This window comes from Psychrobacter glacincola, from assembly GCF_904846075.1.
Lineage (GTDB): Bacteria > Pseudomonadota > Gammaproteobacteria > Pseudomonadales > Moraxellaceae > Psychrobacter > Psychrobacter glacincola_C.
On the sequence record NZ_CAJGZH010000002.1, the window covers coordinates 765,475 to 779,786 of the forward strand.

Sequence of the window (14,312 nt, forward strand, 5' to 3'; positions counted from 1 at the left end):
CACCGTATCCGAATGATATAGGATTGACTTTAATTCAATTAAAAAAAGTCTGTATCAACACTGATGCGTACTGACCGTAACCGGTTTGGAATTTTACCTATGACCAGCGCTTTTGTATTTAGTGATGATACTGTTTTATGCCACCAGCGACCTAATGGATGGTGGCCGGTGCAGCTTGAATTACCCCCATCCGCTACACATTCAGACGAGGAGACCCAGCTTGCTTATCAAGTTGGTCATGTCACGCTACTCGAAAGCCTAGCACCGCGTCACTGGTCGCCTGATGTCAATCCTACTAGCGCGAGTGTAGATACTCTGAAGTATGCCGATATTCTAGAAAGTTCCGATATTCTAGAAAGTGCCGATATTCTAGAAAGTGCCGACAGTTCGATTAATACTCCCCACACCTTTACTGCGCAAGCGGCTAGCGCCATTACTTATGACTATGCAATTGCACATCATATTGCATTGCCTATCATCGCTGAGGGCAGTGGCAATGCGTTTGTTCCTTACCGCCAGCTGATTACTCAGTTGCCCGTGGCTTTGTCCGATCAGCTTAGCCAAGCGATACAGTTATTGCGCTGGCAAACAGATACACAGTTTTGTAGTCGCTGTGCTGCCCCAACCATTCATGCCAAACGAGATGAGCGTGCCATGGTCTGTCCAGTGTGCCGATTGCGCCAATACCCACGTGTACAACCCTGTGTCATCACGGCTATTACTCGCCCGAATCCGCAAACTGGTGAAATGCAGATTTTGTTAGCCCATCATCATCGTTATGGACAGCAAAAAACAGCGCCTCATTTATTACAGTCGCCACAACCGTTACTATACGGTTTGATTGCAGGCTTTGTAGAAGTGGGTGAAAGCCTAGAACACGCGGTGGTGCGTGAAGTGGCAGAAGAGGTAAATATCAGCCTATCAGATATTCGTTACGTCAGCAGTCAGCCATGGCCATTTCCGTCTAATTTAATGCTAGGCTTTCGCGCTTCTTATGCAGCTGGCGAAATTGTTATCCAAGAAGATGAGCTGTCGCACGCCGATTTTTTTGATCTGTCAAATTTGCCAAAAATACCCTCAAAAGGTAGCATTGCTTACGAGCTGATTGCACAAATTGCCAATGAGCAAGGTATTTTGCTTTAATCTATAATATCAATGCAGCATTTATCAATATCGTTATTATCCTATTATTCTAATGTCAGCACTCAGAGCACACTTAGCACTGATATTAAGGTTTTAAAGCATATGCAAAGCACCACTAGTAAAAATAGCACCCATATCCGTCTCACCAATTTGCCAATCTTGTTCGACACTTTGGATATAGAGCGCTTACCTGCGGACATACAAGCGAAAATTTCATATATTGATGCTTGTTTACCGCAAACACAATGTGGACTTTGCGAGCATCCAGACGGCTGCTTGCCCTATGCCGCCGCTATCGTGCTAGACAATGAGCCATACAATAAATGTGTACCCGGTGGTCAACCCGTTACCAATGCCATTGCTCAAATCATTAATATAGATAGTCATGAAGCGATACTTAGCGCTGCGCCTTCTCAGTGGCCAATAGATGCGACCTCTGAACGTCCGACTGAGGTACGTGCGGTGATTCGTGAAGATGATTGTATCGGCTGCACCAAATGTATACCTGCCTGCCCAGTCGATGCTATTGTGGGTACTGGTAAGCACATGCATACTATCTTTACGGATTTATGCACCGGCTGCGAGCTTTGCATCGCTCCTTGTCCAGTCGACTGCATCGATTTGGTCACTGTTGAACGGGAGCTGTCTAGCTCTGAACGTACCACAGAGCAAGAAGATTTAAGACAGCGCTATCATACTCATTTAAGACGCGTCACCGAGCAGCTGGCTGATAGTAGCAATAGTAGACCTGTGGTCAGCATGGTTGAAGCAAAACTGAACAATGCCGCTAGTCAATCGTTGAATATCAGCGAAGCGCAGGCAAAAAACACCATTGCCGCAGCGAAGCTTCGTAGTAAAATTAAAAAGCTAGAAAAGCAGCTAAGTGTCCGTCCAAATGAGAGCAAACAAGTAGAGCTTGACGCATTGCAAGTGGAGTTAAGTCAGCTTTAATAGCATAATTATCATTTGTTAGACAGTCTACCCAACATCGCTAAAATAAATTTATCCCGATATCTTGTATCAGTTATTAACTATCAATAGCCAAAAAATAGTAAGAATACTATGAGTAAAACCGTCAAACACAAAACTGCCGATACCCCGCCATCGAGACGAATGCCCAATCGTGACGTGCGTCCATTTTTTGAAAAACTGGCAGCGACGATTGATGAGCCGGTTACGGAATTGAATTATAAAAGTAATTTTGAGCTACTGATCGCGGTCATCTTGTCTGCGCAGGCGACGGATGTGAGCGTCAATATCGCCACCCAGCAACTATATCCCGTAGCAAATACGCCCGAAGCAATCTTGGCATTGGGTGAAGACGGTCTAAAATCTTATATCAAAAATATTGGCCTATATAATGCCAAAGCCAAAAATGTCATCAAAACTTGCCGAGATCTGATTGAGAAATTTGACAGCACCGTCCCTGATAACCGCAAAGACTTAGAGTCTCTCGCTGGCGTTGGGCGTAAAACCGCCAATGTGGTCTTAAATACCGCCTTTGGTCAGCCAACCATGGCAGTTGACACTCATATCTTTCGGGTAGGCAATCGTACGGGACTGGCCACTGGAAAAAATGTCTTGATCGTTGAAAACAAGCTGGTCGAGCGTATCCCAGAAGATTTTATCGTGGAGGCGCATCATTATCTTATCTTGCACGGGCGCTATACCTGCCAAGCTCGTACGCCCAAATGCGGTGCTTGTCCTGTTTATGACGAATGTATGTTTAAAGACAAAGCCAAGTTCTTGGAGCTATAGTTTTTAGAACTATAACCACTCTATTTATAAAAGACTTTATAGATCTACTTTAGATGCAATAGACGCCCTCTTACCTTTGTAAACGTTATTTTAAAAATCAGGAAGCCAGATGCATACGCTGACCGCGCTATTATTCGATAATTTTGAGACTTTAGATCTATTTGGACCTATCGAGATGTTTGGTTGCTTACCTGAGCATTATCGTCTGCAATTTGCCTCTTTAAGCGGTGGAATCATTCATAGTAAGCATGGCGTTGCAATGCAAACAATCGCTGTCAGCGAGTTGGATCATCAGACTGATATCTTGTTGATGGTTGGCGGCATGGGTACTCGCCAGCAAATCAATCACAGATCATTTTTGCAGACGCTGACAACCTTGGCTGGCCATGCTAATTGGGTACTTAGCGTTTGTACAGGTAGCGCATTGTTGGCTAAGGCTGGCGTCTTAGATGGCAAGCGTGCAACGTCTAATAAACTGTCATGGCAGTGGGTGATAGCACAATCTGACAAAGTCCATTGGGCTGAGCAAGCACGCTGGGTTGTCGATGGCAAGTTTTATACATCCTCAGGTGTCAGTGCAGGTATGGACATGGCGCTTGGCTTTATCGCTGACAGACATGACATCGATACGGCACGTCATATCGCTAACTATACTGAATATCGCTGGCAAGAAAATAGCGAGATTGATGACTTTTACCACGGTTAATCCATGTCTAGTTACCGCTTAGTATTATCCATCGCTAGAGTTTTACCTCGATACACGGTAAAATGTGCTAATTTTTTTATTCGTTTTCGCCTTTTATTTTTATATACATTTAATAATGACTGAGTTCATAGACTACAGTCCCTGCAATTAAGCGATCCCATTATGCGTGAATACAACTTATTTACCTCAGAATCTGTGAGCGAAGGTCATCCTGATAAAATGGCTGACCAAATATCAGATGCCATCCTTGACGCTATCTTACGTGAAGATTTGCATGCACGCGTGGCATGCGAAACCTTGGTTAAGACAGGTGCTGTGATACTAGCAGGCGAAGTCACCACGACGGCAAATATCGATGTTGAGCGTATCGTGCGTGATACCGTAAACGGTATTGGTTACCACCATTCAGACTTAGGCTTTGATGGCGAAACATGCGCGGTCATCAATATGCTCGGCAAACAATCTCCTGAAATCGCTCAAGGTGTCGATCGTAGCGACCCTGAAGAGCAAGGCGCAGGTGACCAAGGTCTTATGTTTGGCTATGCCAGTAATGAAACTGATGTCTTGATGCCAGCCCCTATCGAATTTGCTCACCGCTTGATGGAACGCCAATCTGAGCTGCGCCGCGCAGGCGAGTTGCCGTGGTTGCGTCCAGATGCCAAAGCACAAGTGACCTTAAGATATGATGGTAGCAAGCCTGTTGCCATTGATGCCGTGGTGCTATCAACGCAACACGATCCAAGTATCTCGCAAAAAGACCTGCAAGAAGCGATCATGGAATCTATCATCAAACAAGTATTGCCTGCTGAATTATTGCATGCTGGCACGCGCTATCATATCAATCCAACGGGTAAGTTTGTGATTGGCGGTCCTGTAGGTGATGCTGGATTGACAGGTCGTAAAATCATTGTTGATACTTATGGCGGTATGGCGCGTCATGGCGGCGGTGCATTCAGTGGTAAAGATCCATCGAAAGTCGATCGCAGTGCTGCGTACGCCGTGCGTTATGTAGCTAAGAATATCGTCGCGGCAGGACTTGCTGAGCGCTGTGAAATACAGGTTAGTTATGCCATTGGTGTCGCTGAACCAACCTCTATCTCGGTCAATACTTTTGGTACGAATAAAATCAGCAATGATGAAATCATCCGTCTGATTCGTACCCATTTTGACCTGCGCCCTTATGGCATTACCCGTATGCTAAATTTATTACAACCAATGTATCAGCAAACGGCGACTTTTGGTCATTTTGGTCGTCCTGGCTCTGAAACTGCTTTTACGTGGGAAAAAACAGACAAAGCTGAGATATTAAAAGCAGACGCTGGTTTGTAAAAATATCACGTTGCACCCCTTACAAACCTTCTTTATAAATTTAAAATTACCGACACTTATTAGGAGTCGCTTATGTCTCAAGACAATATGCAAAACAGCAACATTCAAGAAAGCAATGTTGACGCTAACATTGAGATTACCCCTGAAATGCAGGCATTTTATCAACGTGCTGATGCCATCATTGGTATCGCAAACAGTCAGTTGGGTTCTGAAGCACATTCAGGACAAGTAGGTGCATCACTACTTTATGCAGCCGCACGTTATAGCGCATCTGTCGCCTCTATTGGCTTTGTCAAAGGCGATGATTTTGCCAAAGAAAAAGATGATATCGTTGAATTTTATGTCAAACAGTATCGCCAAATGCTGAGCGACAACCTGACTGATTATGCGCAGAACTTTGATAAATATGTTCAGCTTAATCAAGATGACAAAGCAGCCAAATAGTTCTATAGCCTTTAGCTGGCATTTATAAAACGGCTGGTATAGTCGGTTCAATTTAAAAGTAGTACAAGGCAACCGAGTGTAGATGTATATTTAATACTTCAAGCGAGGTTAACGCAGTAATATTTTTATAGTGGAATGACTATAGTGATGCTCAAACCCAAGCTTAATCATAGGCTTGGGTTTTTTATTAATCATGATTTGGTAGATGACTGCTGATAAATAGGCTACTATCAATTAAAACCACCTTGTTCATCACATGGTTGCAACCAGCTATCGATAATAGGGATTTACCGAACACTATTTATAAGGACATATGATTATGAACCACTTATTCAAATCATGGCGATTATGCCTGTCATTATTAGGGTTATCAGTCACTATTGCCTTAGCTGGCTGTAATAACATCCAAAGCATCGATACGCCTGACACCGCCCCTATTCATAGCACTGGGCACAGCCAACAGAACAGCGACAACCCTTTCATCAAGTGCCCACCTTACAACCCTGAGCAAACGATGTGTACCGCGCAATATGATCCTGTGTGTGTCAAAGTAAAAACCAGCTCAGGATTTAGTTATCGCACTGCGGGCAACTCATGTTCGGCATGTGGCACAACGGCAGCAGTAGGTTATGTTAAAGGACAGTGCTCATAACCTTGCTTCATAACCTTGCTTCATAACTTTGTGTAAATACTTTATATCAAACTAAAAAAGACAATTAAATCATATAAAAAAGCACCCGCTTAATCATAGGCGGGTGCTTTTTTATGATCTTTTAGAGCGATAAAATCTAACCTTCAGGTTTTTCAATATCAGGTGGACCTGTCAGCAAATCTTCATCACGAAATTCATTGGCTGAATTATGCTCTGCTGACTCTTCAGTGACAAACCATTGCTGGTTGCGATACAGTATCAAACGATCTCGACTCAAGCCGCGTAATAAGGAGTACATCATAACGACTATCACAATCGCAAAAGGGAAACCTGACACAATTGAAGCCGCTTGTAGTGCACTCAAGCCACCTGCTGCTAATAGTACGGCAGCGATGATACCTTCGGTACCCGCCCAAAATAGGCGTTGAATTTTCGGTGGATTGGCATCGCCACCTGAGGTCAACATATCAATGACAAAACTGGCAGAATCTGATGACGTGACAAACCAAAGCACAATCATCACTACGATAAGCAAGTTCAAAGCTGACGTAAATGGATAAGATTCCATCAGCTTAAAGATGGCACTGCCAGTATCTGCTTGGACAGCCTCAATCAAGCCAGGACTAATGAGGTTGGGATCAGCGGCTGCCATTAATTCCATATTAACGGCTGAACCACCGAAAGCGGTGAACCATAAGAACAAAATAGTAATAGGAATTAATAACACCCCTAAGATAAACTCACGAATGGTTCGACCACGAGAGATACGAGCCACGAACACACCAACGAAAGGCGACCAGCTTATCCACCATGCCCAATAGAAAATCGTCCATGATGCCTGCCAGTTTTCTTGACCATCATACGATTCTGTCCAAAGACCTAATGGCACAATTTGATGCAAATAATTGCCAATATTTTCTACAAAGCTATTAAAGATAAACTGGGTCGGGCCTAAAATAATCACAAAGCTGAGCAATATCACAGTAAATAATATATTGGTATCACTTAAGCGCTTAATCCCTTTATCTAGCCCCATAAATAGAGACAGACCTGCCAACATAGTGATTAAGGCAATCAAAATAATTTGCACTGTAATATTATTGGGTATGCCAAATAATGTCTCAAGACCTGAGTTAATTTGCAACACCCCAAGACCTAAAGTGGTCACTACTCCAAACATCGTACCAAATACCGCTAGTGTATCGACCGTATGACCCCAGCCACCATAAATCTTTTTGCCCAATATAGGATATAGTGTCGAACGGATGGCCAGCGGTAAGCCCACTCGGTAATGGAAATAAGCCAATGACAACGCGACCATGCCATAGAGCGCCCACACATGTAAACCATAGTGCAAGAACGAGATATTCATCGCTTGCTTGGCGGCAGCCACTGTTTCAGCTTCTCCTAGCGGCGGCGCCATAAAATGATACAAGGGTTCAGCCGTACCCCAGTAAAGCAGGCCAATACCGATACCCGCGGAAAATAGCATGCCAATCCAAGAGACTATATTATACTCTGGTTTCTCATTTTGATGACCAAGCCTGATATCGCCATAACGACTAAATATCATGTAAATACTCATCACCAACGTTAAGTTGACCACCACAATAAAGAACCAGCCAAAACGCAAAGACACGAATGCTTTGGCATGACCAAACAACAATTCTGCTTGCTCATTAAAAAGAGCACCAAAAATAATGAACACAAGAATTAATAACGCTGAAGTTAAAAACACAGGTTTACTTACCCGCGGAAAAGGGCCTAAGCGGCCAACTTTTACATGATCCATTTAGTCATCTCAATTTTTGAAGGGGCTCACCTTAACAAGATACTGCACAACTATCAAATCGAATCAGACACTTTATAACCTTGCTATTGGTCAACAAATAAAAAAATCCTAAGATAACGATGCATCTTAGGATTTCAAATCACAATTGTTATATTGTGTTTTTACGTAAAAAAAGAAGAAGCTAACTGCCTGATTCATTTCATAAAAACAGTATTAAAGCTGATATATAGAATCTGCTAATCACCTTTCACGATTTTAGGCGGTCCTTTTAACAAGTGCTCATCAGCAAACTCATTGGCTGAGTTGTGATCTGCGGATTCTTCGGTGATAAAGTGCTGCTGTGCGCGATACAGTATCAAACGATCTCGGCTCAAACCACGAAGTAACGCATACATCATCGCAAATACTACTAAAACAAATGGCAGTCCTGCAACGATAGCCGCTGCTTGTAATGCACTTAGTCCACCAGCAGCAAGCAAAACAGCAGCAATGATACCTTCCGTACTTGCCCAGAATAAACGCTGGATTTTTGGTGGGTTGGTATCACCACCTGCGGTCAACATATCAATCACAAAGCTTGCTGAATCGGATGAAGTCACAAACCAAAGGACAATCATAACGACAATCATTAAGGTGACTGGTTGTGCCAATGGATAAAATTCAACCAATTTAAAAATTGCACTACCAAAATCCGTTTGCACGGCTTCTACCAATCCTGGGCTGGCCATAGCGGGATCAAGCGCCGCTAAGAGCTCCATATGAATAGCAACGCCACCGAAAGTGGTGAACCAGAAAAACAAAATCAGCATTGGAATCAATAATACACCCAATACGAACTCACGAATGGTACGACCACGACTGATACGCGCGATAAATACGCCAACGAACGGTGCCCAACTTACCCACCATGCCCAATAAAATATCGTCCATGATGACTGCCAATTTTCTTGACCTTCATACGATTCACCCCACAGACCTAGCGGTACAACTACCGACAGATAATTGCCAACATTTTCAAGATAGCTATCAAAGATAAAAAGCGTCGGCCCTAAGATGACCATAAACCCGAGTAGGATTGCCGTCAGTCCGATATTAATATCGCTCAAGCGCTTAATACCTTTGTCTAAGCCCATCATGACGGAAAAAGCAGCTAAAATAGTAACGAAAACAATCAGACCGATCTGTATCGTTAGATTATTAGGAACACCAAATAATCGCTCAAGTCCTGAATTAATCTGCATAACGCCAAGACCAAGCGACGTTACCACACCAAACATCGTACCAAATACCGCTAAGATATCAACGGCGTGTCCCCACGAGCCATAGATTTTTTTGCCCAATAGAGGATAAAGCGTTGAGCGAATCGATAACGGCAAGCCACGGCGAAAGTGAAAATAAGCCAAAGACAATGCAACAATCGCGTATAGCGCCCATGCATGTAATCCCCAATGCAAGAATGTAAAATTTATGGCTTGCTTAGCGGCTTCTATCGTTTCCGCTTCTCCGAGTGGTGGTGCCATAAAGTGATACAAGGGCTCAGCCGTTCCCCAATATACCAGTCCAATACCAATACCAGCAGAGAACAACATCCCTATCCATGAGAACAAACTGTACTGTGGCGTCTCAGTTTGTGCACCTAGACGAATATCGCCATAACGGCTCATCGCGAGATAAATACAAAGCAACAATGCTAAATTTACTAAAATAATAAATAACCAGCCGAACTTATCCGTAATAAAGTTCTGCAAAAAGCTAAATAACACACCAGCGGTTTCAGTAAAGAAAGCACCAAAGATAATAAATCCAATAATAAGTAGCGCTGAAGTAATAAACACAGGTTTACTTACCCGTGGAAAAGGGCCTAACCTGCCAACTTTTACATGATCCATTTGTTTGTTAGCCTTAGTTTTTAGGAAGAATACCTTAACAAGATACCTCTCAACTATCAAATCTAATTAGCTATTTACGTTTTTCTTATTGACAGAAATAGACCAAAACCATTTAGCAGCCTAACCTACAATAGTGCAAACGCTTGGAAAGTCGAAGAGCAATGGCTACTAATCATTACTGCGGAATCAATTTTAATAATCCACTATTATCGCCATCTTCTAATACCCAAACTTGTCCATCTACATTTAATACACTACGAATACGCTCGCCCATATCATAGCGATAGCGCTCAGTCGCGTGACTATTTTCATCAAAATCGACGACTATCAGTGCTTTAGATGATAAGCCACTAATGAGCGCATTACCTTGCCACGCTGGGAAATCATTATATTGTCCAACGTTATAAATACTCATCGATGACGGTGATATCACTGGCGTCCAACTAATTTTGGGCGGCGTAAACTCAGGACGCGTCTCATGGTCAGGAATATCCGTGCCTGTATAGTTACGCCCATTTGAGACGATTGGCCAGCCGTAGTTATGACCTTTTTCAATGAGATTAAATTCATCACCGCCCCGTGGTCCCATCTCATGCGCCCAAAGCCTACCTTTTTCATCGAATTCCATACCCAATACATTAGGATGTCCTATACTCCAAAACTGTGCGGCAATGTCATTGCTATTATCTACAAAAGGATTGTCTGCTGGCACTGAGCCATCAAGATTTAACCTAATAATTTTGCCCAAATTGACGCTCATATCCTGTGCTGGTGTTTTTTCTTGGCGCTCGCCTGAACTGATATATAAATATTTTCCGTCAGGTGAAAAAAGCAAGCGATGACTATAATGCCCCTGCCCTTTTACTTTCGGTGTTTGCTCCCAAATGGGCGTAAGATTCTGCAAACGAGGCTTGGCTGTATCCAACCCTATCAATGTCGCTTTGATAACTTTAGCACCAAATTTATTATTATCAGTGCCGTTCCCTGCTTCAACGTAGCTCATATAGACATGATTAGTAGTAGCAAAATCTGGTGCAAGAACGATATCGCCAAGACCGCCTTGCCCACCATAAGCCACTTTCGGTATACCACTGATGGTTGTCTTGGCACCTGTTGCCGTATCAACAATGAATAACTCGCCTGTCTTTTGGGTGACAAGTAATTTAGGGGATTCATTATTAACGGTAGGTAATGCTGTCATTGCCCAAGGCTCATCAAACGTGACAATTTTCTTGGTGATAAAGGCGGGTTTTTCGGTACTTGCTAGCGATTCACTAGCAGAAGCTTGCCCTTCTTTATAGTCTGTTAGGTCTTCATGGGTATTGACGGCAGTTTGATTGGAGCAAGCAGGAGCACTAAACAGCAGTGCGCTGATCATTATCGGTAACATTAATGGCGTGCTTAGGTGCTGCATACTGATGATCGTCATTTTGTCGTCTCCGTAACTGTTAATGTCTTATTCCTATTGCTTAGTTTTTAGTGCTTAGTTTATTTATAACATAGTCAAAGCACTCAAACCGTAAATAATAATAGCGCACAAAAAAACCCCTTACCTGCCTGTAGAAAAAATAGGCAAGTAAGAGGTTGGTTTTAAACCACGGTCAGTTAGAGTTAGATATTAATTCATGCTACGTTTCTCAAACACCAACTTATCATCTGCGCCGACATCGACTTTGATGATATCTCCTGCGCCAAAATCACCAGCCAATAGCTTCAATGACAATGGGTTTTCAATCTCCTGTTGGATCGCACGTTTTAGTGGGCGTGCGCCATAGACAGGATCATAACCAATCGCAACCAGTTTGTTCATCGCATCAGCTGATAACTCAATATCCATCTCACGCTCATGCAAGCGCTGACGTAAGCGATCCAACTGAATCGCAGCAATACCTGACATCTGCGACATACCGAGCGGATGGAATACCACAATCTCGTCGATACGGTTGACAAACTCTGGGCGGAAATGCTGCCCAACTGATTCCATCACCTCAGCTTTGATGTCTTCGTAACTTTCACCGACCATCTCTTGGATTTTATGCGAACCCAAGTTACTGGTCATAATGATGACCGTGTTTTTGAAGTCCACCACGCGACCCTGTGAGTCCGTTAAGCGACCATCGTCCAATACTTGTAGCAAGATATTGAACACATCAGGGTGCGCTTTTTCAACTTCATCAAACAAAATCACACTATAAGGCTTACGGCGTACCGCTTCCGTTAATGCACCACCTTCTTCGTAGCCCACATAACCTGGAGGCGCACCCACCAAACGACTGACACTGTGCTTCTCCATATACTCACTCATGTCGATACGAACAATCGCATCCTCACTATCGAATAAGAAGTTCGCTAGTGACTTGGTTAACTCAGTCTTACCGACACCCGTTGGTCCTAAGAATAAGAACGAACCTGAAGGGCGATTCGGATCAGACAAACCAGCACGGCTACGGCGTACCGCATTGGCTACCGCTTCGACTGCTTCATCTTGACCGATGACGCGTTCATGGAGCTTTTCTTCCATCGCTATCATCTTGTCACGCTCGCCTTGCATCATTTTACTCACAGGAATACCTGTCGCTGCCGCTACGACTTCGGCAATTTCATTATCCGTGACTTTGTTACGTAGTAGTTTTACACCACTACCTTCGCCTGTCTGCTCTTTTTGTTCTGCCAAGTCAGACTCAGTAATGCGGCGCTCAAGCTGCGGAATCGTTTCATACTGCAGCTTACTCATAGTCTCGTAATCACCTTCACGACTGGCTTTGTCATAGGCGATACGCGCTTTATCCAACTCGTCTTTTAGCTGCTGACTGCCTTTGACCAAGGCTTTTTCTGCTTGCCAAATCTCATTAAGGTCAGCGTACTCTTTTTCTAGCTCTTCAATTTGTGCATCAAGCACTTTACGCTCGGCTTGCGCACCAGCGTCTTCTTCATTTTTGAGCACTTCGCGCTGCATTTTCAACTGAATCAAGCGACTATCAAGCTTACCTAAGGCTTCAGGCTTGCTGTCCATCTCCATACGTAAACGACTGGCCGCTTCATCAATCAAGTCAATCGCTTTATCTGGCAGCTTGCGATCGGTAATATAACGATGGCTCATCCGCGCAGCAGCAATAATCGCGCTGTCTTGGATATCAACACCGTGATGCAGCTCATAACGCTCTTTTAGACCACGCAAAATCGCAATGGTGTCTTCGACCGTTGGCTCATCGACCAGTACCTTTTGAAAACGACGCTCAAGCGCCGCATCTTTTTCGATGTACTGGCGATACTCATCAAGAGTTGTCGCACCGACACAGTGTAGCTCACCACGCGCAAGCACAGGCTTTAGCATATTACCGGCATCCATCGCACCATCGGCTTTACCAGCACCTACTAAAGTATGCAACTCATCGATAAATAAGATGACATTGCCTTCTTGCTTTGATAAGTCGCTGAGCACCGCTTTGAGTCGCTCTTCAAACTCACCACGGAATTTTGCACCCGCAATCAATGAGCCCAAATCTAACGACAACACTTCTTTGCGGCGTAGTCCTTCTGGTACGTCACCATTGATGATTTTTTGTGCCAAACCTTCAATGATAGCCGTTTTACCAACACCTGGCTCACCAATCAGTACGGGGTTATTTTTGGTACGGCGCGACAGTACTTGAATGGTACGACGAATCTCTTCATCGCGACCAATCACAGGGTCAAGCTTACCAAGTTCCGCCTGCTCAGTTAAGTTAATGGTATATTTATTCAGCGCATCACGCTGATCTTCAGCATTTTGATTATTCACGGTATCATCACCTCGCAACTGCTCAATGACTGTTTTTAATTTACTCGCTGTTACGCCCGCACTCTCAAATATCTTTTTGGTTTCGCCTTGCTCAGCGAGCGCCAACATCACCCATTCAGTGGCGATAAAATCATCGCCTTCTTTTTGCGCTTGACGGTCTGCCAAGTTCAAAATTTTAACCGAATTTGGGTTTAAATTCACATCGCCGGTTGGCTCACTAATCGTTGCTTGATTGTCGAGCGCCTTTGCCACACCATTCTTTAGCGCAGGGATAGACGCGCCTGCTTGTTGGCAGATAGATAAATTAGACTCATCCTGTAGCAATACTGCAAGCAGATGCACGGGATCAATACCTGTATGGTCACGTCCCAATGCTAGGCTCTGTGCTTCTTGAATGGCTGATTGTAATTTCTGGGTAAATTTTTCGAACCTCATAATTGTATCCTTTTATAATTAGTATTATCAGTCAGTGGATGCAACGTAAAATACCGAACGCGCAGCATTTAAAACATAGCGCTTATCGTTAGTTTTATCGTGTCTCAATCACCGTTAGTTGTTATATATATAGGGTATAACATACAAGATTTCAACCTACTTATGCAAGTTGTCAATAAATATCTATGACTTATTAGTAAATACTGAAAAATAGTAAGATTTTATATAGGTAAAAACCTTACCCATAGCAATGATATTATCACAAACTATCAATAGGCACACTAAGAGAGTATTTCAAGAGGATAAATAAAAAAACAATTAAAAGAGAGGCTTGCTCAACAATGAAAGGCAAGCAAGAGACAGCTATAGCAGAGATACTAATG

Annotated in this window: 11 protein-coding genes; 7 read left to right on the forward strand and 4 right to left on the reverse strand. The window is 43.4% G+C overall.

All coding sequences use genetic code 11. The features are described 5' to 3' along the window. The first annotated feature begins 99 nt into the window (after positions 1-99). From nudC to JMW85_RS09380, 7 genes are all read left to right on the forward strand, one after another. Complete coding sequence (gene nudC, locus JMW85_RS09350; protein ID WP_201581569.1) at positions 100-1,143, forward strand: NAD(+) diphosphatase; 1,044 nt, start codon at positions 100-102, stop codon at positions 1,141-1,143. A 102-nt stretch (positions 1,144-1,245) separates the two neighbouring features. Further along, positions 1,246-2,094, forward strand: a complete 849-nt coding sequence (locus JMW85_RS09355) for an RnfABCDGE type electron transport complex subunit B (RefSeq protein WP_055123943.1) — start codon at positions 1,246-1,248, stop codon at positions 2,092-2,094. A 111-nt stretch (positions 2,095-2,205) separates the two neighbouring features. Continuing rightward, positions 2,206-2,901, forward strand: coding sequence for an endonuclease III (gene nth / locus JMW85_RS09360; protein WP_201581570.1), 696 nt, complete (start codon positions 2,206-2,208; stop codon positions 2,899-2,901). 109 nt (positions 2,902-3,010) lie between these two features. Next, positions 3,011-3,607, forward strand: coding sequence for a DJ-1/PfpI family protein (locus JMW85_RS09365; RefSeq protein ID WP_201581571.1), 597 nt, complete (start codon positions 3,011-3,013; stop codon positions 3,605-3,607). A gap of 162 nt (positions 3,608-3,769) precedes the next feature. Further along, positions 3,770-4,936 (forward strand): methionine adenosyltransferase, encoded by a 1,167-nt coding sequence (gene metK, locus JMW85_RS09370; protein WP_045451444.1) that lies wholly within the window; start codon positions 3,770-3,772, stop codon positions 4,934-4,936. A 72-nt stretch (positions 4,937-5,008) separates the two neighbouring features. Continuing rightward, on the forward strand, positions 5,009-5,380 hold the full coding sequence (locus JMW85_RS09375; protein WP_201581572.1) for a DUF3144 domain-containing protein: 372 nt from the start codon (positions 5,009-5,011) through the stop codon (positions 5,378-5,380). Positions 5,381-5,699: 319 nt separating this feature from the next. Beyond that, positions 5,700-6,032: a hypothetical protein gene (locus tag JMW85_RS09380; protein WP_060491391.1), complete on the forward strand. Its 333-nt coding sequence runs from the start codon at positions 5,700-5,702 to the stop codon at positions 6,030-6,032. Positions 6,033-6,168: 136 nt separating this feature from the next. Here JMW85_RS09380 and JMW85_RS09385 read toward each other — a convergent pair whose 3' ends face one another. The 4 genes from JMW85_RS09385 to clpB form a co-directional block, all read right to left on the reverse strand. Then, the gene (locus JMW85_RS09385; RefSeq protein ID WP_201581573.1) at positions 6,169-7,824 is read right to left on the reverse strand and encodes a BCCT family transporter; all 1,656 of its coding nucleotides are present in this window, start codon (positions 7,822-7,824) and stop codon (positions 6,169-6,171) included. A gap of 236 nt (positions 7,825-8,060) precedes the next feature. Continuing rightward, positions 8,061-9,713, reverse strand: a complete 1,653-nt coding sequence (locus JMW85_RS09390; protein ID WP_201581574.1) for a BCCT family transporter — start codon at positions 9,711-9,713, stop codon at positions 8,061-8,063. Positions 9,714-9,888: 175 nt separating this feature from the next. After that, a complete protein-coding gene (locus tag JMW85_RS09395; RefSeq protein WP_201581575.1) occupies positions 9,889-11,142 on the reverse strand; it encodes a PQQ-dependent sugar dehydrogenase in 1,254 nt (417 codons plus the stop codon). 189 nt (positions 11,143-11,331) lie between these two features. Then, positions 11,332-13,929 (reverse strand): ATP-dependent chaperone ClpB, encoded by a 2,598-nt coding sequence (clpB, locus tag JMW85_RS09400; protein ID WP_201581576.1) that lies wholly within the window; start codon positions 13,927-13,929, stop codon positions 11,332-11,334. Positions 13,930-14,312 lie beyond the last annotated feature (383 nt).